The sequence below is a fragment of the Streptomyces sp. NPDC002499 genome, assembly GCF_053595415.1.
In genome coordinates this window covers 601,154-623,754 of record NZ_JBSFXO010000007.1, presented here as the reverse complement: position 1 = coordinate 623,754, position 22,601 = coordinate 601,154, and the positions used below count along the sequence as shown (strand labels likewise).

Below are 22,601 nucleotides of genomic sequence, written 5' to 3'. Positions count from 1 at the left end.
TCTGCCAAGGGCATGGCTGGTTGGCTACGTTCGGGAGGGATAACCGCTGAAAGCATCTAAGCGGGAAGCCTGCTTCGAGATGAGTGTTCCCACCCCCTTTGAGGGGTTAAGGCTCCCAGTAGACGACTGGGTTGATAGGCCGGATCTGGAAGCCCAGTAATGGGTGGAGGTGACCGGTACTAATAGGCCGAGGGCTTGTCCTCAGTTGCTCGCGTCCACTGTGTTAGTTCTGAGACAACGAACGGTTGTCGGCTAGAGCTTGAACCACACAACAGAAAAGTGTGCTTGTTCGCTCGAAACCATTAGGGTTTCGGTGGCCATAGCGTGAGGGAAACGCCCGGTTACATTTCGAACCCGGAAGCTAAGCCTTACAGCGCCGATGGTACTGCAGGGGGGACCCTGTGGGAGAGTAGGACGCCGCCGAACAATCTTTGGAGGACCCCTGGTCCCAGCGTCAAGCTGGGACCAGGGGTCCTTTTGTGTTTTGAATCAAGCTCCACCCGGAGCGCGCCGGCTACCCGGCTGCGCGAGAATGACTTGCGGTACCGAAGACAGGAGTCACCGATGTCCACCAACTCTCCCGAGGATCGACCGGAGCGCGACCAGCGGCGCCGGGAAAGTGGTGACCGCGGCGACCGTGGTGGTTACCGCGGAGGTCGCAGCGACCGCGGTGGCTCCGGAGCCACCGGCGGTTCCGCTAGCTCTGGTGGTTCCGGTGGTGCCAACCGTGGCGGTGGCTATGGGCGCCGCGACGACAACCGGCCCGCGCCCGGCCGACGCGATGACAATCGGGGTGGCTCCGGCGACCGCCGAGGCGACGACCGCGGTGACCGCGGTGGTTTCCGTCGGGATGACAACCGAGGAGGCGGCTACGCGGGTCGTCGCGACGACCGACGCGATGGCGACCGTGGCTCGCGCCCGTCGTTCCAGCGTGACGACCGCGGTGACCGTGGTTCCCGTCCGGCGGGGCAGCGCGATGACCGTGACCGTGGTTCGCGTCCCTCCTTCCAGCGCGATGACCGGGGGGACCGGGGTTCTCGTCCTTCGTTCCAGCGTGACGATCGGGATCGTGGTTCGCGTCCGTCGTTCCAGCGGGATGACCGTGACCGTGGGCCGCGTCGGGACGACCGTGGCGGCGACCGTCCGCCCTTCCGTCGTGACGACCGCGGTGACCGTGGTCCCCGTCCGGCCGGCCAGCGGGACGACCGCGGTGGCTTCCGACGTGACGATCGTCGCGATGACCGCCGTGACGGCGACCGAGGCAGCGCCCCCCGCCGTGATGACCGTAGGGACGACCGGGATCGTGGCTCACGTCCGTCGTTCCAGCGCGATGACCGTGGTGACCGGGGTTCTCGTCCTTCGTTCCAGCGTGATGACCGGGATCGTGGTTCGCGTCCGTCGTTCCAGCGGGATGACCGTGACCGTGGGCCGCGTCGGGACGACCGTGGCGGCGATCGCCCGCCCTTCCGTCGTGACGACCGCGGTGACCGGGGTGACCGTGGGGATCGGGGTTCTCGTCCGTCGTTCCAGCGTGACGATCGGGATCGTGGTTCGCGTCCGTCCTTCCAGCGGGATGACCGTGACCGTGGGCCGCGTCGGGACGACCGTGGCGGCGACCGTCCGCCCTTCCGTCGCGATGACCGGGGTGACCGTGCTCCTCGTCCGGCCGGCCAGCGGGACGATCGCGGTGGCTTCCGGCGTGACGACAGCCGAGGTGAGCGCAGCGGTGGCTTCCGGGGTCGGGACGACCGTGGTGGATCTGCGCCCCGGCGTGACGACCGTAGGGACGACCGCGGTGGGCGTCCCGGTGGCTTCCGGGGTCGCGATGACCGGCAGGGTGGCGGCGGCTACCGCGGCCGGGACGACCGGGACCGGGACAGGGACCGTGAGCCGATCAAGCGGCTGCCGATCCCCGAGGACGTCACCGGCGAGGAGATCGACAAGGATGTACGGCAGGAGCTGCAGAGCCTGCCCAAGACGCTTGCCGAGGACGTCGCGAAGAACCTGGTGATGGTTGCCCGGCTCATCGACGAGGACCCCGAGGGCGCGTACGGCTACTCCAAGGTGGCGTTGCGGCTGGCGTCGCGTGTCGCTGCCGTACGAGAGGCGGCCGGGTTCGCGGCGTACGCGACCCAGAAGTACTCCGAGGCGCTCGGTGAGTTCCGGGCGGCGCGGCGGATGACCGGGTCCGTGGACCTGTGGCCTGTGATGGCGGACTGCGAGCGTGGGCTCGGGCGGCCGGAGAAGGCGCTGGACATGGCCGGTGCGCCCGAGGTGAACAAGCTCGACAAGGCCGGGCAGGTCGAGATGCGGCTCGTCGTGGCCGGCGCCCGGCGTGACATGGACCAGCTCGACGCGGCGATCGTGACGCTGCAGAGCCCCGAGCTCGCCTCCAACTCCGTCCAGCCGTGGACCGCGCGGTTGAGGTACGCGTACGCGGACGCACTGCTCGCCGCCGGTCGTGAGGCCGAGGCGCGGGAGTGGTTCGGGAAGGCGATCGAGGCCGACCGGGACGGCAGCACGGACGCGTCGGACCGGCTTGCCGAGTTGGACGGTGTCGAGTTCGTCGACGCGTTCGTCGAGGACGACGAGGGCGACAGTGACGGTGAGCAGGCCGAGGCTGAGGTCGAGGTCGAGTCTGACGCCGACGCCGAGGTTGAGACAGAGGTCGACACCGAGGTCACGGTTGAGGCCGAGACCGAAGTTGAGGCTCCTATCGAGGTCCCGGTCGAAGATGAGGCTCCGGTCGAGGACGAGGTCCGGGTCGAGGACGATGTAGAAGACGAGGACGTCGAGGACGACGGCCTCGAGGACCGTAAGAACTGATCTGCGCAGGAAGAGGGCGGGGCCGTGAGGTCCCGCCTTTTTTCATGTCCCGTTCGCTCGTCAGAGCTCCAGCGCGCGCAGTACCAGGCCCGACGCGGGTTTCGGGCCGAAGGACGTGGACTTGCGAGGCATCGTGACGCCCTGGCGGGCCAGGTCGCGGACGACCTCCTCGCGGACGGGGTGCATCAGGACCGCCGTGCCGCCGTCGCGTTCGGCCTTCTCCACCGTCGCCGCCGTGTCGTGGATGTAGGCGATGTGGGCGGGGGAGTCCTCGGGGATGTGCCAGACGTGGTCGAGGAGCGTGGCGTGCAGGACGGTCGCGTCCAGAGTGCGCCAGGCCGGCGGGTGGTCGGCGGGGATCGTGCGGGCGAGGAGGGCCGGGTCCGGGTGGTCGACGAGGTGGAAGGCGCCGTCGCCGGCCAGCAGGAAGGCGTTGCCCGCGCAGGCCGCGTCGGCCAGGGTCGTGAGGGCCTCCGGCAGTGGTACGTCCAGGCGCTGGACGCGGAAGAGGCCGTCGAGGGCGGCCAGGGCGTCGGCGACCGGCAGGCCGTGCAGGAGGCGGTGGATGGCGCGGACCCGCAGGGGGTAGCGGGCCGTGTCGACAAGGAGGACGAGGCCGTGGTCCCAGTCGCTGGGGGAGGGATGCTCCGCGCGTAGAAGTCGATAAGTCGCCCAGCGGTGATGGCCGTCGGCGATCAGGGCCTGGTGGTGGGCCAGGTCGGAGCGGACGTCGGCCAGGTCGTCCGGGTCGGTGACCGCCCACAGGCGGTGGCTGTAGCCGTCCTCCGTGGTGGTGGCGAGCAACGGGGGCTGCTGGGCGGTGCGTTCGACCACCTTCGACGTGGGGGCCGAGCCGTTGCCGCGGTAGGTCAGGAGCAGGGGCTCCAGGTTCGCGGAGGTGGCGCGCATCAGGGCCGCGCGGTCGGCGACCACGTGCGGCATGACGTCCTCGTGGGGCAGCACGACGCCTTCGGAGGGGTCCGAGACCCGCAGGGCGCCGATGATGCCGCGCTGGAGCATGCCGTCGTCGTGGCGCTGTTCGTAGACGTACAGGCCCGGTTCCGCGTCGGTCGTCAGGACGCCCTCGGCGACCCAGCGGCGCAGGGTGTCGGCGGCCTGTTCGTTGCGGGCGCTCGGGGTGGTGGCCTGCGGGAGGATCAGGCGGACGATGTTGTGCGGGTCGGAGTCCTGGAGATGGTGCAGGCCGTCGGGGCGTACGACGACGTCGTAGGGCGGAGATGTCACGGCGGCCAGGCTGCCGACCCGGTCGGGGTCGTACCGTAGGCCTCGGAACGGGGTGAGTTCCAGGCCTCGGGGCAGCGTTGCTTCCGAGTGACCTGCAGTGTTCATCCCGGCATCGTACGTGTGTCAGTGGCGTGCGGGATGATCGGGGAAAGCCGTCGAACGAGGAGCGATGTGGAATGAGCCAGAGCGCCAGGAGGCAGCCCGAGGGCAGTGACCAGGCCCTGAGCGAGGCGTACGACACGGCGCTCCTCGACCTGGACGGGGTGGTGTACGCGGGCGGGAACGCGATCGCGTACGCGGTCGACTCGCTCGCCGCCGCGCGGGAGGGCGGGATGCGGCTCGCCTACGTCACCAACAACGCGCTGCGAACCCCGGATGTCGTGGCCGCGCATCTCACCGCGCTGGGGATACCGACGGGTGCCGAGGACGTCATCACCTCCGCGCAGGCGGTCGCGCGGCTGATCAGCGAGCAGGTGCCGGCGAAGTCGCGGGTGCTGGTGATCGGCGGGGAGGGGCTGCGGGTCGCCTTGCGCGAGCGCGGTCTCGAGCCGGTCGAGTCGGCGGAGGACGATCCGGCGGCCGTGGTGCAGGGGTACGGCGGGCCCGATCTGGCCTGGGCGCGGTTCGCGGAGGCCGGATACGCCATCGCGCGCGGGGTGCCCTGGTACGCGTCCAACACCGACCTGACGATCCCGGGCGCGCGCGGGATCGCGCCGGGCAACGGAGCGGCGGTCGAGGTCGTCCGGATCACGACCGGTGCCGAGCCGCAGATCGCCGGCAAGCCGCTGCCTCCGATGCACCGGGAGACCATCCTGCGCACCGGCGCGAAGCGGCCGTTGGTGGTCGGGGACCGGCTGGACACGGACATCGAGGGCGCGTTCAACGGCGAGGTGGACTCCCTGCTCGTCCTCACCGGTGTCACCGACGGACCCCAGCTCCTCGCGGCCCCGCCGCAGCACCGGCCGACGTATGTCGACGCCGATCTGCGCGGGATGCTGACGGGGCAGCCGGAGGTCGCCGAGGCGGGTGACGGGTTCCGGTGCGGTGGCTGGACCGCGAGGGCCGGTGCGGAGCGGCTGGAACTCGACGGTGACGGCGAGGACTTGGACGGTCTGCGGGCGCTGTGCGCGGCGGCCTGGACGGTGGCCGGCGACGGCAGGTGTGAGTTGGACGCGGAGAAGGCCCTGGCCCGACTGGCGTTGTGAGCCGGGTCACTTGGTGGCGGGGCGGTGGATCGGAAGGCGGGCGCGACCAGGGATCGAAGGCGGATGCGAGGGTAGGCTAACCTAACTGCGTGTTGGTCGACAGTCCTCCCGAACAGCGCGCGGAGACCGCCCCCGCGCCCCCGAATCGCCGGGCGATACGGGCCTTTGGGCTCCTCGTCTCCGTCCTGATCCTGGCGCTCGTCGCGGTGGCGAGCATCGCGATCGGCGCGAAAGAGCTGTCCATGGGGCAGGTCTGGCACGGTCTGTTCGAGGACTCGGGGACCTACGGGGACGTCGTCGTCGCGGAGCGAGTCTCGCGCACGCTGCTCGGACTGCTCGCCGGCGCCGCGCTCGGGCTCTCCGGAGCCGTGCTCCAGGCGCTCACCCGCAATCCGCTGGCCGACCCCGGACTGCTCGGCATCAACGCGGGCGCGTCCGCCGCGGTCGTCACCGCGATGACGTACTTCGGCGTCACCTCGCTGACCGGATACGTGTGGTTCGCCTTCCTCGGCGCGGCGGCCGTCGGCGCGCTGGTCTGGTTCCTGGGCGGCAGCCGGGGTGCGACGCCCGTGCGGCTCGCGCTCGCCGGCACCGCGATCAGCGCCGCGCTCTACGGCTATCTCCAGGCCGTGATGATCAGCGACCAGGCCGCGCTCGGCAAGATGCGCTTCTGGACGGTCGGTTCGCTGACGACGGCGACCGACGAGACGGTCCTGCAAGTGCTGCCGTTCATCGCGGTCGGCACGGTCCTCGCCCTCGGTCTCGCCCGGCCGCTCAACGCCCTGGCCATGGGCGACGACACCGCCAAGGCCCTCGGCGCCAACCTCAACCGCACCCGAGCGCTGGCGATGCTCGCCGCCACCGTGCTGTGCGGGGCGGCGACCGCGGCCTGCGGCCCGATCGTGTTCGTCGGCCTGATGGTCCCGCACGTCGTCCGGTCCTTCACCGGCCCCGACCTGCGCTGGATCCTGCCGTACGCCACGATCCTGTCGCCCGTGATGCTGCTCGGCTCCGATGTCGTCGGCCGCGTCGTCGCCCGCCCTTCGGAGGTCCAGGTCGGCATCGTCACCGCGATCATCGGCGGCCCGGTCTTCATCTATCTCGTACGACGCCGGAGGACGACGCAGCTGTGAGGACCAACCGTGTCATGAGGACGCCGGGTGGACTCTCCCTGCGTCTGGACGTCCGTGCCGTCACCGTCGTATCCCTGCTCCTGCTCACCGCGCTCGCCGCGAGCGTCGTGCTGATCGGCACCGGTGACTTCCCCATCCCGGCGGGGGACGTGCTCAAGACGCTGGCCGGGAACGGGGACGCCGGCCAGGAGTTCATCGTCAACGAACTGCGGCTGCCCCGGGTCCTGGTGGGACTGCTGGTCGGCGCCTCGCTCGGACTCGGCGGCGCCCTCTTCCAGGCCGTCACCCGCAATCCGCTGGGCAGCCCGGACGTGCTCGGCCTCAGCCAGGGGGCGACGGCCGGGGCGCTGGTGATGATCGTGCTGTTCTCCGGCAGCGCCGCGCAGGTCACCATGGGCGCGCTCGTGGGCGGCCTGGCGACCGGGATCGCCATCTACCTGCTCGCCTGGAAGCGGGGCGTGCACGGCTACCGGCTTGTCCTGGTCGGCATCGGCGTCTCCGCGATCGTCACCGCCGTCAACGGCTATCTCCTCACCATCTCCGACATCGTCGACGCGACCCGGGCGGTCGTCTGGATGACCGGGTCCCTCAGCGGCCGGGACTGGGACCAGGTCTGGCCGCTGCTCGCGCTGTGCGCCGTGCTCGTGCCGCTGGTCCTCGCCAACGGGCGCGGCCTGCGGATGATGGAGATGGGCGACGACGTCTCGAACGCCCTCGGGGTACGCGTCGAACGGGTCCGCGCGCTGCTGCTGGTGGCCGCCGTCCTGCTCACCGCGACCGCGACCGCCGCCGCGGGACCCGTCGGCTTCGTGGCCCTCACCGCGCCCCAGCTCGCGCGCCGGCTGACCCGCTCGCCCGGCCCCAACCTGCTGCCGTCCCTGTGCATGGGCGCCGCCCTGCTGGTCACCGCCGACTGGCTCTCGCAGAAGATCTTCGGCGCCGACCAGATCCCCGTGGGTGTGGTGACCGGCGTCCTCGGCGGTGTCTATCTGCTGTGGCTGCTCGTCAGCGAGCGCAGGGCGGGCCGGATATGAGCGACCAGAGCATCCCCAGCCGCGGGCTGGACAACCGAAGGAGCACCGTGAACCGCCTGTCCGCCGAGAACGTCACCCTCGCCTACGACCAGCGGGTCATCGCCGAGCAGCTCTCGGTGGAGATCCCCGACAACTCCTTCACCGTGATCGTCGGACCGAACGCGTGCGGCAAGTCGACACTGCTGCGGGCCCTGTCCCGGATGCTCAAGCCGAACGTCGGCCGGGTGCTGCTGGACGGCCAGGTCATCCAGTCGATGCCGGCGAAGAAGGTCGCGCGCACCCTGGGCCTGCTCCCGCAGACGTCCATCGCGCCCGACGGGATCACCGTCGCCGACCTCGTCGGTCGCGGCCGTTACCCGCACCAGGGCATCCTGCGCCAGTGGTCGACCGAGGACGAGAAGGTCGTACAGGAGTCCATGGCGCAGACCGGGGTCGCCGAGCTCGCCGATCGCTATGTCGACGAATTGTCCGGCGGTCAGCGGCAGCGCGTGTGGATCGCCATGGCGCTCGCCCAGCAGACCCCGCTGCTGCTGCTCGACGAGCCGACGACGTATCTCGACATCCAGCACCAGATCGACGTCCTGGACCTCTGCGCCGAGCTGCACGAGGAGCAGGGGCGCACGCTGGTCGCCGTGCTGCACGACCTCAACCACGCGGCCCGGTACGCCACCCACCTCATCGCGCTGAAGGAGGGGCGGATCATCGCCGAGGGGGCGCCGAAGGACATCGTCACGGCCGAGCTGGTCGAGGACGTGTTCGGGTTGCGCTGCCAGGTCATCGACGACCCGGAGACGGGGACCCCGCTGGTGGTGCCGGCCGCGCGGAAGGCGCGTACGAAGGCGCGCGCCGACCTCAAGAAGGCCGCCGAGGACTCCGAGGCGGACGCCGCCGCAGGGGAGAAGGTCGCCGCTACAGAAGCTTCCTGAGCTGGAACAGGTCGCGCAGGCCCGCCTCCAGGCGCACCCGGCCGGAGCCCCAGGCCTTCGCGAAGTTCAGCTCGCCGTTCACCAGCGCCACCAGGTCGTCGCCGGACATGGTCAGCCTGATCTGGGCCTTCTCCTTGGGAGGGCCCTGAAGGGTGTCCTGCACCACGATCCGGCCGCCCGTCATGCGGCCGACGAACGTGACGTCCAGGTCCGTGATGCGGCAGCTCACCGAGCGGTCCAGGGCCGCCGCCGCGGCGGTGTCCCCCTCGGCGCGCTGCATGTTGTCCGAGAGCTTTTCGAGTGCGGCGCGGCACTCCTCGATCGTGGCCATCGTGATCGACGGTACCCCAGCTCTTCGGGGTAGCGTCTGGGCATGAGCGACACAGTGCCCGAGGCCACAGCGCAGGAGGAGCCGGCCGAGGTCGAGGCCGAGTACGACCCCGCCGCTCCCGCCCCGCTGGACGTGGCCCGCACACCGACCGGCAACGCCGAGGTCGACGGACAGTTGGAGCGGCTGTCCGACGCCGACCACCTCGCCACGGACGGACACATCGAGGTGTACGAGGATGTACACCGGGGGCTGCGCGACGCGCTCACCGCGCTCGACGCCCGCCCGGGACCTCCGGTGCCCCCGTCGACGTATGGCAGTAGGAGCTGAACCGAACGTGGCAGGAGTCGCACGCCGTCGGCTGGACGCGGAGCTGGTGCGCCGGAAGCTGGCGCGCTCGCGCGAGCATGCCGGGCAGCTGATCGCGGCCGGCCGGGTCACCGTCGGCAAGACCGTCGCGACCAAGTCCGCCACGCAGGTGGAGACCGCGGCGGCGATCGTCGTCCAGACCGACGACAGCGATCCCGACTACGTCTCCCGGGGCGGGCACAAACTCGCGGGCGCGCTGGCGGCGTTCGTACCGCAGGGGCTCGTGGTCGAGGGGCGGCGGGCGCTGGACGCCGGCGCGTCCACCGGCGGTTTCACCGACGTCCTGTTGCGGGCAGGTGCCGCACATGTCGTGGCGGTGGATGTCGGATACGGACAACTCGCTTGGTCTCTCCAAAGCGATGAACGCGTCACCGTCAAGGACCGTACGAACGTACGCGAGTTGACGCTTGAAGCGATCGATGGGGAACCTGTGGATCTTGTCGTGGGTGATCTGTCCTTCATCCCGCTCGGGCTGGTGCTGCCGGCCCTCGCGCGGTGTGTGAAGGCGGATGCCGACCTGGTGATGATGGTCAAGCCGCAGTTCGAGGTGGGGAAGGAACGACTGGGCAGCGGCGGTGTCGTCCGCAGTACGCAACTGCGGGCGGAGGCCGTGCGGGGCGTGGCCGGGAAAGCGTGGGAACTCGGGCTCGGGGTCAGGGGCGTCACCGCCAGCCCGCTGCCCGGACCCTCCGGGAATGTCGAGTATTTTCTGTGGCTGCGCGCCGGGGCACCCCAACTGGACCCGGCCGATGTCGACCGTGCAGTGGCGGAGGGGCCCCGTTGACACCGAACCGAGCTCGTACTGTTTTCCTGCTCGCCCACACCGGGCGGCCCGCGGCCATCCGCAGCGCCGAACTGGTGGTGAAGGGCCTGCTGCGCGAGGGCATCGGCGTGCGCGTCCTGGAGTACGAGGCCGCCGACCTGCCGCTGCCCGAAGAGGTGGAGCTGGTCAAGGAGGCGACCGCGCAGTGCCTCGAAGGGTGCGAGCTGCTGATCGTGCTGGGCGGTGACGGGACGCTGCTGCGCGGCGCCGAGTTCGCCCGCGCGTCCGGGGTGCCGATGCTCGGCGTCAACCTCGGCAGCGTCGGCTTCCTCGCGGAGGCCGAGCGCGACGACCTCGACAAGGTCGTCGACCGCGTGGTCTCCAAGTCCTACGAGGTCGAGGAGCGGATGACCGTCGATGTGGTCGTCCACCGCAACGGCGACATCGTGCACACGGACTGGGCGCTGAACGAGGCGGCGGTGCAGAAGGCCGGCGCCGAGAAGCTGCTCGAAGTGGTGCTGGAGATCGACGGGCGGCCGGTCACCGGGTTCGGGTGCGACGGGATCGTGCTGTCGACGCCCACCGGGTCCACCGCGTACGCCTTCTCCGCCGGGGGACCGGTGGTGTGGCCCGAGGTCGAGGCGCTGCTGATGGTGCCGATCAGCGCGCACGCGCTGTTCGCGAAGCCGCTGGTGACCTCGCCGAACTCGGTGCTCGCCGTGGAGCTGCTGCCGCACATCCCGCCGGGTGTGCTGTGGTGCGACGGGCGGCGGACCTTCGAGCTGCCGCCGGGGGCGCGGGTGGAGGTGCGGCGAGGCGCCGTGCCGGTACGGCTGGCCCGGCTGCATCACGCCTCCTTCACGGACCGGCTGGTCGCGAAGTTCGCGTTGCCGGTCTCCGGGTGGCGCGGGGCGCCGCACCACTAGCCGTCCTTATGGTTCGGGACAGATGTGCGGAAGCGCGGGCGACTGTGGACGGTTTGTGGTCGCTCGCGCAGTTCCCCGGCCCCTACGGGCCCTGACACTCCCCCGGGTGACAAGGGCACCTCGCACTCGCCCGGTCGGACCTCGTAAGGTCTTCATCGTGCTGGAAGAAATGCGGATACGGTCGCTCGGAGTCATCGACGACGCGGTCGTCGAGCTGTCGCCCGGGTTCACCGCCGTCACCGGTGAGACGGGCGCGGGCAAGACCATGGTGGTCACCAGCCTGGGGCTGCTGCTGGGCGGACGGGCGGATCCCGCGCTGGTGCGGATCGGCGCCGAGAAGGCGGTCGTGGAGGGGCGGATCTCCGTGCCCCCGGGCGCCTCGGCCATCGTGCGCGCCGAGGAGGCCGGGGCCGAACTCGACGACGGGGCGCTGCTCATCAGCCGTACCGTTTCCGCCGAAGGGCGGTCGCGGGCGCACGTGGGCGGACGCAGTGTGCCCGTGGGGCTGCTGGCGGAACTCGCCGACGACCTCGTGGCCGTGCACGGGCAGACCGATCAGCAAGGGCTGCTGAAACTGTCCCGGCAGCGAGCGGCGCTCGACCGGTACGCCGGTGAGGCCGTGGCCGGCCCGCTCGCCAAGTACGGCGAGGCCTACCGGCGGCTGCGGGCCGTGTCCGTCGAGCTGGACGAGATCGTCACCCGCGCGCGTGAACGGGCCCAGGAAGCCGACCGGCTGCGCTACGGCCTCGACGAGATCGCCGGCGTCGAGCCGCGCGCCGGTGAGGACGTGGAGCTGGCGGAGGAGGCGAACCGGCTCGGGCATGCCGAGGCCCTGTCGTCCGCCGCCACGGCCGCCCACGCGGCCCTCGCGGGCAACCCCGAGGACCCTGAGGGCGTCGACGCGGCCACGCTGGTCGCGGGCGCGCACCGGGCCCTGGACGCGGTGCGGTCGCACGACCCCGCGCTGTCCGCGCTCGCCGACCGGATCGGCGAGATCGGGATCCTTCTCGGCGATGTGGCAGGGGAGTTGGCGGGGTACGCCGACGACCTCGACGCCGATCCGCTGCGGCTGTCGGCCGTCGAGGAGCGGCGGGCCGCGCTCACCGCGCTGACCCGGAAGTACGGCGAGGACGTCAACTCCGTGCTCGCCTGGGCCGAATCGAGCGCCGGGCGGCTGACCGAGCTGGACGGCGACGACGAGCGGATCGGCGAACTGACCGTCGAGCGGGACGCGCTGCGGGTCGAACTGGGCGGACTCGCGCAGGCGTTGAGCGACGCGCGGGCGGAGGCGGCGGAGCGGTTCGCGGCCGCCGTGACCGCCGAGCTGGCCTCGCTCGCCATGCCGCACGCGCGCATCTCGTTCGAGATCCGGCAGACCGAGGACCCGGAGGGCGTGGAGGTCGGCGGACGCGCGGTCGCCTACGGGCCGTCCGGCGTCGACGAGGTCGAACTGCTCCTCGCCCCGCACCCGGGAGCGCCCCCACGGCCCATCGCCAAGGGCGCGTCCGGCGGTGAGCTCTCGCGCGTGATGCTCGCCGTCGAGGTCGTGTTCGCGGGCACCGACCCCGTGCCGACGTACCTCTTCGACGAGGTCGACGCCGGCGTCGGCGGCAAGGCGGCGGTCGAGATCGGCCGCCGGCTCGCCAAGCTCGCCAAGTCGGCGCAGGTCGTCGTCGTCACCCACCTTCCCCAGGTCGCCGCGTTCGCCGACCGGCAGCTGCTGGTCGAGAAGACGAACGACGGGTCGGTGACCCGGTCCGGCGTGAAGGTCCTCGAAGGCGAGGACCGGATCCGGGAGTTGTCCCGGATGCTGGCGGGCCAGGAGGACTCGGAGACGGCTCGGGCGCATGCGGAGGAGCTGCTGGCGACGGCGCGGGCCGACGGGTAGCGGCTCGACGGTCGGCGGTTCGGCCGGGCTCGGCTCAACTCGGCCCGGGACGGGCGGACGCTGCTCGTCGGTGTGTTGCCGCGCCGGGGCGGTTTCGCGGGTCAGGGCGGCGCGTGACGGCGTGTGGGGCGGGCGCGCCCGCGTGTGAGCGCAACGGCACGTGGGGAGCGGGGCCGCGCAGGTCGCGGCGTGCGGACTTTCCCGAGCGAGGGTGCCCGCGCGTGGGACAGGACATGGGAAACCAGGTCCGCGGGCCTGTCCGCTCGCTCACCGTTTCTTCACCGTCCCGCCCCCGGAACCACCGCTTCCCTCACCCGTGTGGGTGACCCGGCACCCCGGCCCGCCGACTCCTCGCGCCCTCGGCGTTCCCGGAACACCCGTGCGTGCTGGCATCCTTGGGCGTGTACGTGGAGGAAGCCGCGCGGTACACCCCCTCCGCTCGATCCTTCTGTACTTTCTTCGTGACCGCCCGACGCCGAACCAGGAGCCCCGGCCACGTGACCCACGTGAGCAGCCACTCAGCGACCGGCCAGTCGCCGCTGCGCACCGTCCAGGTGCTCGGCGGAGGCAACGCCGGCAGTAGCGCACACGTGCGTGCGCTGGCCTCGGGGCTCGCCGCACGGGGCGTACGCGTCACGGTGTGCGCCCCCGTAGAAGCCGATCACACCTACGACTTCACCGGTGCGGGTGCCGAACACGTGCACGTGCCCCGCAGCAGCGACCCGGCCTCCGTGGCCGCCCTCCGGGAGGCGTGCCGGGACGCCGACCTGGTGCACGCGCACGGTCTGCACGCCTCCTTCCGTGCCGTGCTGGCGCTCAGCGGCCGGCGTACCCCGCTCGTCGTCACCTGGCACGACCGCGCGTACGCGGCGGGCGCCCGCGCCCATCTGCTGCGCCTGTTGGAGCGGCGGGTCGTCAAGGCCGCCACGGTGGTGCTCGGCACCACCTCCGACCTCGTGGACCGGGCGCGCCGCACGGGAGCACGGGACGCCCGGCTCGCCGCCGTCTCCCTGCCCGGACCGCGGCACTCCGCCGAGCAGGACGACCCCGACCGGCTGCGCGCCAAGGTGCGGGCCGAACTCGGCGCCATCGGCCGCCCGTTGCTGATGGCCGTCGGTTCTCTCGAACGGCACCGGGGCTACGACACCCTCCTGGACGCCGCACGCGGATGGAGCCGGCTGGACCCCGTGCCGCTCGTCGCGGTCGCGGGGGAGGGTCCGTTGCGGGCGGAGCTGCAGCGCCGGATCGAGGACGAGGAACTGCCGGTCCGCCTGGTCGGACGCCGTGACGACGTCTCCGAACTCCTCGCGGCCGCCGACCTCGTGCTTCTGCCGAGCAGCCGGGAAGCGCGCTCCGTGCTCGCCCAGGAAGCCCTCCACGCACGCGTGCCGCTGGTCGCGACCCGGGTCGGTGGCATTCCCGAACTCGTCGGCGACGCCGCCGAACTCGTCCCGGCCGACAACGCGAAGGCCCTCGCCGACGCCGTCGTGCGGCTGCTCTCCGACCCCGAGCGCTGCGAACTCCTGAAGGACAAGGGCGCCCTCCAGGCGGCGACCTGGCCGACCGAGGACGAGACGGTCGCGCAAGTGCTGAGTGTGTACGACGAGTTGACGCAGCCCCGGCCGCTCATCTGACGTACCGGTTCAGGTCACGAGCCTGCGGGCCCGCAGGGCCAGGCTCAACGCCAGTACCGTCTGCGGGTCGTCGAGGTCCGTGCCGAGCAACTCGCCGATCCGGGCCAGCCGGTTGTAGAGCGTCTGCCGGTTGAGGTGGAGCTCGCGGGCCGTCTCCGCCTTGCGGCCCGCGTGCGCCAGGTACGTCTCCAGGGTGGGCAGGAGCGGCGGGCGGGAGCGGTTGTCGTGGTCGCGCAGCGGGCCGATCGCGCGGTCCACGAAGGCCGCCAGGTCCGGGTGCTCGCGCAGTCGCCACAGCAGGAGGTCGATGTCGAGGCGGCGGGCGTCGTACCAGGGCCGGTCGGTCAGGCCCTGTGCCGCGGTGGCCGTCTCCGCCGCGTGCCGCAGCCCCGCCGAGGCCGCCGCCCAGCCGCCGGCCACGCCGACCACCACGACGGGCGGCTGCGCCCCGGGCCGCTGCATCCCGGCGCGCTCCACCCCGGCCCGCAGAGCCGCCGCGACCCGGTCCGCGACCGCCGACCGCTCTGACTCCGAGCGCAGCCCCAGCAGCAGCGGAACGCGGCCCTCCACAGGTCGTACGCCCAACAGGACCGGCACCCCCACCGCGGCCAGCTCCTCCGCGACCGCCCGTGCGAGCACCGCCCAGCCCCCGCCCGGGGCGAGCGTGTCGCCGATCCGCATGACGACCGGAAGGAGCGGGCTGCTGCCCGGCTTGAAGCCCAGCACGCGCGCCTGTGCGGGCGCGTCCTCGGCGGCGATACGGCCCTCGGCGAGGTCGGTCAGGAAGTCCCCGCGCCCGCGCGCCGCCAGTTCCTCCTCCTGACGCGCCTGCATCAGGACGACGGCGAGGATGCCCGCGGCCCGCTCGGCGGCCATCCGGTGCACCGGGGTCAGAGGAGCGCGCACGGGGAGCAGGACCAGCCGCGCCCGCACCGAACCCGTACCGGGACCGCCCCCGGGCACGTCCACCAGGGCCGAACCGGCCGGCGGGGTGTCCTTGTGCTGGCCGCGCAGGCCCTCCCACACCTGGAGCGGCTCCGCGCCCTCGGGACCGGCTCCGGCGGCGTACAGCAGCTGCCCGTCCGGCGTCTCGAGGAAGACCGGGTTGCCGCTGAAGTCCGCCAGGATGCCCAGCACCTGGGGGATCCCGCCGCCGCCCAGCAGGGCCTCGGTACAGCGCCGGTGCACCTCCTCGGCCTGCTGGAGCAGCGCGTAGTGGCCGTTGACGATCTCGGTGTGGATCTCCTCGGTGACCGCCACGAACGGCACCTCGCGGTGCAGCTGGACCAGTGGCAGGCCGGCCGCCCGTGCGGTGTCGACGAGGGCGGCGGGCAGGCGCGTGAAGCGCGGGCCCAGTTCCATCACGAGGGCCGCGATACCGCGCTCGGCCAGGGTGCGCACGAATGCCCGCTGATCGGCCGGACGGGTGCCGAGGCCGTAGCCCGTGGTCAGCAGCAGCTCACCGCCCTTGAGGAGGGAGGCGATGTTCGGCACCTCGCCCGCGTGCACCCAGCGCACGGTCCGCTGGAGCCGGTCGGCTCCCGCCAGGACCTCGGGGAGTCCGCTGCGCAGACCGGGGAGCTCCAGGGCCCGCTGAACGGTGATCCCGGCGCCGTGGGAGTCGTATGCGCTGTCGGTGCCCGTGCCCGCGCTGCTGTCCGTGCCGCTGTTCATGAAGCGGACGCTACCTGCGCGGATGCCTCCGGGTCAGCCCGGTATGGCGGGCCTTTTGGGATCAACCGGGCGCGACTGGGTAGCGACGGGACATGGACTTCAGCGTGGTGGCCGTTGCCCGGGAGGACGACAGCGCGGTGGACGAGCCGGTGCGGGTGGCCCGACTCGCCGACCGGCTCGGGTACGGGGAGGTGTGGGCCGGGGAGGGGCCGACGTGGGACGCGTTCGTGCTCGCGGCGGCCGTCGGGGCGGCCACCGAGCGCGTGGCGGTGACGGCGGGGCCGGTGCCGGTGAACGTGCGGGATCCGTACACGATCGCCCGGGGCGCCGCCTCGGTCGCGGCCGTGACCGGCCGCGCGGTCGGCGTGGCGCTCGGCACCTCCAGCAAGCGGGTCGTCGAGGGTGTGCACGGCCGGGTGCGCGAGCGGCCCGCGGCCGTACTGGAGGAGAGCGCGGTCGCCGTACGCCGTCTGCTGCACGGCACTCCGGGCGAGCCGGTCGTACCCGGCAGCACCTTCTTGCGACGTCTTCCGCCGCCCGGCGGTCCTCTCACCGTGGCCGCGTTCGGCGACCGCGCGATCGCCACCGCCGCCGCGCACGCCGACCGGATGCTCCTCGACATGGTCTCCCCGGCGCAGGTCGGCGTGCTGCGGACGAAGCTGGACGCGGCGGCGGAGAAGGCGGGGCGGGCGCGGCCCGTGCTCGCCGCCTGGCTGCCCGCCGCCGTCGATCCCGACCCCGCGTCCCTCGCCCAGGTGCTGGGCGGCATCGCGGGCTACCTCACCGTGCCGGGCTACAGCGAGGTCTTCGTCGAAGCCGGCTTCGGCGAGGCGGTGATGCTGGCCGCGACCGGCGCCGACCGGGAGACCCTGCTGCGGGCCCTCCCGCCCAGAGCCGCCGCGACCCTCGGCCTGATCGGCGACCTCGACGCCGTACGCGCCCGGATCGACGCCTATGCCGAGGCCGGCCTGGACGAGATCGCCCTCGTACCGGCGACGGCGGGCGACCCGGCCGGGGAGCGGACGCTGACGGCTCTCCGGCCCACCTGACCTGCCACCGCGCACACGTACGGCCCTCAGGCCGGCCTGATGTTGTGGTTGAAGCGGAAGACGTTGTCCGGGTCGTACTGCCGTTTCAGCGCGGCCAGCCGCCCCGCGTTCTCCGCGCCCACCCCGGCCACCACCCGCTCGGTGCCCTCGTCGCCGATGAAGTTGAGGTAGACGTCACCCGTGCTCCACGGCCGTGCGGCGGCGCGCATGTCCCGGACCCACTGGGCACACCGTTCGTCGTCCGCCGGGTCCTCCCACATCGCGAAGGGGTGCGTGGCCCAGGGCGCGTCCCGGTAGGGCACCGGGTACTCGTGCGGCCCGGCGGCGATCGCGCCGCCCAGCGGGAACAGCACGTGCATGGTCCCGGTCGGCACGGGCATGGACCGGGCTCCGGCGCAGAAGACCTTCAGATAGTCGTCGGGCGCGCCCGTGAGGTACTCGGCCGACCAGTAGTTCCGCATCCCGGGCGGATCGTCGAGCATGCACTGGACGTCGGCGTACGGCATCGCGCCGACGACCTGCGACTCGTGCGGCAGCGCCAGCAGCGGCTCGGCCAGCTTGAGCATGTCCTCCTCGGGCCCCGCGTACGTCAGCAGCACCGCGCACAGGAGCGTGCCGACCAGGTGCGGCGGTACGAACTCCGCGGGCGGGCCCGTGATGAACAGCGCGCCGCCGCTCGCCTCGTCCGGGCCCGTGGCGATCAGGTCGCGGTAGGTGCGCACGGCCTCGGGGCCGAACTCCGGGAGGTACAGCACCAACGCGATGGAGAACTCGGGCAGCGCGTGCAGCTCGAGGGTGAGCGAGGTGGCGATGCCGAAGTTGCCCCCGCCGCCGTGCAGGCCCCAGAACAGCTCCGGGTTCTCGTCGGCGCTCGCGTGCACCCGCTCGCCGTCCGCGGTGACGAGGTCGGCGCCGAGCAGGTTGTCGACGGCCAGTCCGCACCAGCGGTCCAGCCAGCCGGAGCCGCCGCCCAGGACGAAACCGCCGACCCCGGTCGTCGACACCCGGCCGCCGGTGGTGGCCAGAGCGTGCGGCTGGCAGGCGCGGTCCAGGTCGCTCATCGTGGCGCCGCCGGCGATCTGTACCGCCCCTGCCACGGGATCGACGCTCACCGCGCGCAGGTGGCGCAGGTCGACGACCAGTCCGCCGTCGTTGAGCGCCATGCCGGCCACGCTGTGTCCGCCGCCGCGCACCGCGATCGGCAGATCCAGCTCTCTGCCGAAGCGCACGGCCCGTACGACGTCGTCCCCGGTGACGCACTGCGCGATGACCGCGGGACGCCGGTCGATCATCGAGTTGAAGACGGTCCGGGCCTCGTCGTAGCCCGGGTCCTGAGGGGCGAACACGTCGCCGACCAGATCCTCGCGCAGCGCGGTGAGAGCCGCGCCCGCCGTAGATGGGGAGGCCATGGGGGCGCCCCCTTCCTGAAGGGGCTGATGGGTTCCACCCTAGGCGTGCTTCGGCGGGCGGTCCTGTTCAACCGCCCGCCGTCACCACTCGGTAAGGAATCGGCCGCCGTGGCGGGCGACCTTGGCGGACGTCAGCCGCCGTACGCCCCCGACGCCGTCAGGCGCAGCGCCGTGTCGATGAGCGGGACGTGGCTGAAGGCCTGCGGGAAGTTGCCGACCTGGCGCTTCAGGCGCGGGTCCCACTCCTCGGCGAGGAGGCCGAGGTCGTTGCGCAGGGCCAGGAGCTTCTCGAACAGCTTGCGGGCCTCGTCCACGCGGCCGATCATCGCGAGGTCGTCCGCCATCCAGAACGAGCAGGCCAGGAAGGCCCCTTCGTCACCGGGCAGGCCGTCGACGCCCTCGCTGTCGCCCTCGGTGGGGTAGCGCAGGATGAAGCCGTCCGCGGTGGACAGCTCGCGCTGGATCGCCTCGATGGTGCCGATCACGCGCTTGTCGTCCGGCGGCAGGAAGCCCATCTGCGGGATCAGCAGCAGGGAGGCGTCCAGTTCCTTCGAACCGTAGGACTGCGTGAACGTGTTGCGTTCCTTGTCGTAGCCCTTCTCGCAGACGTCCCGGTGGATGTCGTCGCGCAGTTCGCGCCAGCGCTCCAGCGGGCCGTCCGCGTCACCGGACTCGATCAGCTTGATCGTGCGGTCCACGGCGACCCAGGCCATGACCTTGGAGTGCACGAAGTGGCGGCGCGGGCCGCGGACTTCCCAGATGCCCTCGTCCGGCTCGTCCCAGTGCTGCTCCAGGTAGCGGATCAGCTTGAGCTGGAGCAGGGAGGCGTAGTCGCTGCGCGCCAGGCCGGTCATGTGGCCCAGGTGCAGGGCCTCGGTGACCTCGCCGTACACGTCCAACTGGAGCTGGTGCGCGGCGCCGTTGCCGACGCGCACCGGCGCCGAGTTCTCGTAGCCCGGCAGCCAGTCCAGCTCCGCCTCGCCCAACTCGCGCTCGCCGGCGATGCCGTACATGATCTGCAGGTTCTCCGGGTCGCCGGCGACCGCCCGCAGCAGCCACTCGCGCCAGGCGCTGGCCTCCTCGCGGTAGCCGGTGCGCAGCAGCGAGGAGAGGGTGATCGCGGCGTCGCGCAGCCAGGTGTAGCGGTAGTCCCAGTTGCGGACCCCGCCGATGTCCTCGGGCAGGGAGGTGGTCGGCGCGGCGACGATGCCGCCGGTCGGCCCGTAGGTCAGCGCCTTCAGAGTGATCAGCGAGCGGACGACGGCCTCGCGGTAGGGGCCGTGGTACGTGCAGTGCTCCACCCACTCGCGCCAGAAGTCCTCCGTCGCTTGCAGCGAGGCCTCCGGCTCCGGCAGTGCCGGCGGCTTCTTGTGCGAGGGCTCCCACGAGATCGTGAACGCGATCCGGTCGCCCGGGGCGACCGTGAAGTCGGCGTACGTGGTCAGCGACTTGCCGTAGGTCTCGGCCTCCGTGTCGAACCACACCGAGTCCGGTCCGGCGACGGCGACCGTGCGGCCCTCGTGCTTGTGCACCCACGGCACGACACGGCCGTACGAGAAACGCATCCGCAGGGCCGAGCGCATCGGGACGCGGCCCGAGACGCCTTCCACGATGCGGATCAGCTGCGGCGCACCGTCACGCGGGGGCATGAAATCCGTCACCCGGACCGTGCCGCGCGGGGTGTCCCACTCGGACTCCAGGATCAGCGAGTCGCCGCGGTAGGTGCGCCGGGCCGCCGTCGGCGGCGGCGCGTCCGAGGCGTGCGCGGGGCCCAGCCGCCAGAAGCCGTGTTCCTCTGTGCCCAGCAAGCCGGCGAAGACGGCATGGGAGTCGAAGCGGGGCAGGCACAGCCAGTCCACTGTGCCGTCCCGGCAGACCAAGGCGGCGGTCTGCATGTCTCCGATGAGTGCGTAGTCTTCGATGCGCCCGGCCACGTGCAACTCCAGTCGAACGGCCACGTCACCCCCGACAGGGGGTTGTCGCTGGTGCGGTCAAGGGGTCGTTGTAATGCGTCGTTGAGCGGTGAAGCAAAGCAGTCGTTCCGGCCATGTGGCAAAACGACGATCTCAGCTCAACGGACTGACGAGCTCTCGTTGTTCCGGGAGGGACGGGCGGGGGTGGTGCCGTGTTTCCGGCCGGGCTCGGCAGCGAGTGTCCGAGCAGGATACGACGCACGTAGATGATCTGCGTGCCGCTCCGGGCAACCCGGATCGGCCGATCGGGTGAGCGGCGGGTGAGAAACGCGTGACGGCGTGCCGACACGTGTCGACCTGCGTGCGGAGCGTGGCCGGAAGCCATCGCGCCGAGGCGCTGATACCCTGGTAGCCCGTGGACCGGTGGGAGAAAAACCCCCGAACCGCAGCGACGGCGCCCCCGGAGAATCCCGGACGGCAGCCGTACCGCACCCCAGACCGCGACCACGGGAGCCCCCTCTTGGCCATGCCTCGGAAATCCACGACGACCAAGCACATCTTCGTCACCGGGGGTGTCGCCTCCTCGCTCGGCAAGGGCCTCACGGCCTCCAGCCTGGGGATGCTGCTCAAGGCACGGGGCCTGCGCGTCGTCATGCAGAAGCTCGACCCGTATCTGAACGTCGACCCCGGCACCATGAACCCCTTCCAGCACGGTGAGGTGTTCGTCACCAACGACGGCGCCGAGACCGACCTGGACATCGGTCACTACGAGCGTTTCCTGGACCGGGACCTGGACGGCACCGCCAATGTCACCACGGGCCAGGTCTACTCGACGGTGATCGCCAAGGAGCGGCGCGGCGAGTACCTCGGCGACACCGTGCAGGTCATCCCGCACATCACCAACGAGATCAAGCACCGCATCCGCCGCATGGCGACGGACGAGGTCGACGTCGTGATCACCGAGGTCGGCGGCACGGTCGGCGACATCGAGTCCCTGCCGTTCCTGGAGACGGTCCGCCAGGTCCGGCACGAGGTCGGCCGTGACAACGTCTTCGTCGTCCACATTTCCCTCCTGCCGTACATCGGCCCGTCGGGGGAGCTGAAGACGAAGCCGACCCAGCACTCGGTTGCGGCCCTGCGGAACATCGGTATCCAGCCGGACGCGATCGTGCTGCGGTCCGACCGCGAGGTGCCGACCGCGATCAAGCGCAAGATCTCGCTGATGTGCGACGTCGACGAGGCCGCGGTGGTGGCCTGTCCCGACGCCCGCTCGATCTACGACATCCCGAAGACCATCCACAGCGAGGGCCTGGACGCCTACGTCGTCCGCAAGCTGGACCTGCCGTTCCGCGACGTGGACTGGACGACCTGGGACGACCTGCTCGACCGCGTCCACAAGCCGGACCACGAGATCACCCTCGCGCTGGTCGGCAAGTACATCGACCTGCCCGACGCCTATCTCTCGGTCACCGAGGCGCTGCGCGCGGGCGGCTTCGCCAACAAGGCCCGCGTGAAGATCAAGTGGGTCACCTCGGACGACTGCAAGACCCCGGCCGGCGCCGCGGCGCAGCTCGCCGACGTCGACGGCGTCTGCATCCCGGGCGGCTTCGGCGACCGCGGTGTGCTCGGCAAGGTGGGCGCCATCCGGTACGCCCGCGAGAACAGGATCCCGCTGCTCGGCCTCTGCCTGGGCCTGCAGTGCATCGTGATCGAGGCCGCGCGCAACCTGGCCGACATCGCCGACGCCAACTCCACCGAGTTCGACTCGGGCACCGCCCACCCGGTCATCTCCACGATGGCCGAGCAGCTGGACATCGTGGCCGGCGACGGCGACATGGGCGGCACGATGCGCCTGGGCATGTACCCGGCCAAGCTGGCCGAGGGCTCCATCGTGCGCGAGGTCTACGACGGCAAGGAGTACGTCGAGGAGCGGCACCGGCACCGCTACGAGGTGAACAACGCCTACCGCGCGGAGCTGGAGAAGAAGGCCGGCATCCTGTTCTCGGGCACCTCGCCCGACGGCAAGCTCGTGGAGTACGTCGAGTACGCGCGCGAGACGCACCCCTACCTGGTCGCCACGCAGGCGCACCCCGAGCTGCGCTCGCGGCCGACCCGGCCGCACCCGTTGTTCGCCGGGCTCGTGAAGGCCTCGGTCGAGCGCAAGAATTCCAAGTAACACGCCAGTTGTACGGTGGCCGGGGTGCATACCTTCAAAAGGTGAGCACCCCGGTTTTCTTGTGGCCGGTCGCCGGCCGGTCCGTGGCCGGTGGTGGCGGAGT

Annotated in this window: 17 protein-coding genes, 2 rRNA genes and 1 pseudogene; 15 read left to right on the top strand and 5 right to left on the bottom strand. The window is 71.7% G+C overall.

The features are described from left to right. From ACWD5F_RS22875 to ACWD5F_RS22860, 4 genes and pseudogenes are all read left to right on the top strand, one after another. Positions 1-203, top strand: a 23S ribosomal RNA gene (locus tag ACWD5F_RS22875); the annotation flags it as partial. Between the two features lie 106 nt (positions 204-309). Further along, positions 310-426, top strand: a 5S ribosomal RNA gene (gene rrf / locus ACWD5F_RS22870). Between the two features lie 720 nt (positions 427-1,146). After that, a pseudogene (locus ACWD5F_RS22865) lies at positions 1,147-1,707 on the top strand (hypothetical protein); the annotation flags it as partial. A gap of 195 nt (positions 1,708-1,902) precedes the next feature. After that, positions 1,903-2,826, top strand: a complete 924-nt coding sequence (locus ACWD5F_RS22860) for a hypothetical protein (protein WP_451256781.1) — start codon at positions 1,903-1,905, stop codon at positions 2,824-2,826. A gap of 60 nt (positions 2,827-2,886) precedes the next feature. Here ACWD5F_RS22860 and ACWD5F_RS22855 read toward each other — a convergent pair whose 3' ends face one another. After that, positions 2,887-4,176 carry a DUF1015 domain-containing protein gene (locus ACWD5F_RS22855; protein WP_451256745.1) on the bottom strand — a complete coding sequence of 430 codons (1,290 nt, stop codon included), beginning with the start codon at positions 4,174-4,176 and terminating at the stop codon, positions 2,887-2,889. Positions 4,177-4,247: 71 nt separating this feature from the next. On the opposite strand from ACWD5F_RS22855, the gene ACWD5F_RS22850 reads away from it, so the two are divergent. The 4 genes from ACWD5F_RS22850 (at position 4,248) to ACWD5F_RS22835 (ending at position 8,369) form a co-directional block, all read left to right on the top strand. Then, complete coding sequence (locus tag ACWD5F_RS22850) at positions 4,248-5,276, top strand: HAD hydrolase-like protein (RefSeq protein ID WP_451256743.1); 1,029 nt, start codon at positions 4,248-4,250, stop codon at positions 5,274-5,276. Positions 5,277-5,365: 89 nt separating this feature from the next. Beyond that, on the top strand, positions 5,366-6,409 hold the full coding sequence (locus ACWD5F_RS22845; RefSeq protein ID WP_401727444.1) for a FecCD family ABC transporter permease: 1,044 nt from the start codon (positions 5,366-5,368) through the stop codon (positions 6,407-6,409). Beyond that, a complete protein-coding gene (locus ACWD5F_RS22840) occupies positions 6,406-7,443 on the top strand; it encodes a FecCD family ABC transporter permease (protein WP_451256741.1) in 1,038 nt (345 codons plus the stop codon). Before ACWD5F_RS22845 ends, ACWD5F_RS22840 begins: the two co-directional genes overlap by 4 nt. Next, a complete protein-coding gene (locus ACWD5F_RS22835; protein WP_451256739.1) occupies positions 7,440-8,369 on the top strand; it encodes an ABC transporter ATP-binding protein in 930 nt (309 codons plus the stop codon). The genes ACWD5F_RS22840 and ACWD5F_RS22835 overlap by 4 nt, the downstream gene beginning before the upstream one ends. On the opposite strand, the gene ACWD5F_RS22830 is transcribed toward ACWD5F_RS22835, so the two are convergent. Further along, on the bottom strand, positions 8,353-8,700 hold the full coding sequence (locus ACWD5F_RS22830; RefSeq protein ID WP_401727447.1) for an SCP2 sterol-binding domain-containing protein: 348 nt from the start codon (positions 8,698-8,700) through the stop codon (positions 8,353-8,355). The genes ACWD5F_RS22835 and ACWD5F_RS22830 overlap by 17 nt on opposite strands. A gap of 42 nt (positions 8,701-8,742) precedes the next feature. Here ACWD5F_RS22830 and ACWD5F_RS22825 point away from each other — a divergent pair, with 42 nt between their 5' ends. The 5 genes from ACWD5F_RS22825 to ACWD5F_RS22805 all read left to right on the top strand — a co-directional run bounded on the left by ACWD5F_RS22825 (position 8,743) and on the right by ACWD5F_RS22805 (position 14,277). Then, positions 8,743-9,027 (top strand): hypothetical protein, encoded by a 285-nt coding sequence (locus ACWD5F_RS22825; protein ID WP_451256737.1) that lies wholly within the window; start codon positions 8,743-8,745, stop codon positions 9,025-9,027. A 7-nt stretch (positions 9,028-9,034) separates the two neighbouring features. Then, positions 9,035-9,850 carry a TlyA family RNA methyltransferase gene (locus tag ACWD5F_RS22820; protein ID WP_401727449.1) on the top strand — a complete coding sequence of 272 codons (816 nt, stop codon included), beginning with the start codon at positions 9,035-9,037 and terminating at the stop codon, positions 9,848-9,850. Then, entirely contained in the window at positions 9,847-10,755 is a 909-nt protein-coding gene (locus ACWD5F_RS22815; protein WP_124002468.1) for an NAD kinase, read from the top strand. Before ACWD5F_RS22820 ends, ACWD5F_RS22815 begins: the two co-directional genes overlap by 4 nt. A 169-nt stretch (positions 10,756-10,924) precedes the next feature. Next, a complete protein-coding gene (gene recN / locus ACWD5F_RS22810; protein ID WP_451256779.1) occupies positions 10,925-12,643 on the top strand; it encodes a DNA repair protein RecN in 1,719 nt (572 codons plus the stop codon). A gap of 497 nt (positions 12,644-13,140) precedes the next feature. Then, positions 13,141-14,277, top strand: a complete 1,137-nt coding sequence (locus ACWD5F_RS22805) for a glycosyltransferase family 4 protein (protein WP_451256734.1) — start codon at positions 13,141-13,143, stop codon at positions 14,275-14,277. Between the two features lie 9 nt (positions 14,278-14,286). Here ACWD5F_RS22805 and ACWD5F_RS22800 read toward each other — a convergent pair whose 3' ends face one another. Continuing rightward, positions 14,287-15,951: a PucR family transcriptional regulator gene (locus tag ACWD5F_RS22800; protein ID WP_451256732.1), complete on the bottom strand. Its 1,665-nt coding sequence runs from the start codon at positions 15,949-15,951 to the stop codon at positions 14,287-14,289. Between the two features lie 92 nt (positions 15,952-16,043). Between ACWD5F_RS22800 and ACWD5F_RS22795 the strand changes: the two genes are divergently transcribed. After that, a complete protein-coding gene (locus ACWD5F_RS22795; RefSeq protein WP_451256730.1) occupies positions 16,044-17,000 on the top strand; it encodes an LLM class F420-dependent oxidoreductase in 957 nt (318 codons plus the stop codon). 26 nt (positions 17,001-17,026) lie between these two features. On the opposite strand, the gene ACWD5F_RS22790 is transcribed toward ACWD5F_RS22795, so the two are convergent. Then, the gene (locus ACWD5F_RS22790; protein ID WP_451256728.1) at positions 17,027-18,409 is read right to left on the bottom strand and encodes an FAD-binding oxidoreductase; all 1,383 of its coding nucleotides are present in this window, start codon (positions 18,407-18,409) and stop codon (positions 17,027-17,029) included. A 131-nt stretch (positions 18,410-18,540) separates the two neighbouring features. Continuing rightward, positions 18,541-20,343: a glycoside hydrolase family 15 protein gene (locus tag ACWD5F_RS22785; RefSeq protein WP_401727666.1), complete on the bottom strand. Its 1,803-nt coding sequence runs from the start codon at positions 20,341-20,343 to the stop codon at positions 18,541-18,543. Positions 20,344-20,848: 505 nt separating this feature from the next. Between ACWD5F_RS22785 and ACWD5F_RS22780 the strand changes: the two genes are divergently transcribed. Next, positions 20,849-22,498, top strand: a complete 1,650-nt coding sequence (locus tag ACWD5F_RS22780) for a CTP synthase (RefSeq protein WP_451256726.1) — start codon at positions 20,849-20,851, stop codon at positions 22,496-22,498. Positions 22,499-22,601 lie beyond the last annotated feature (103 nt).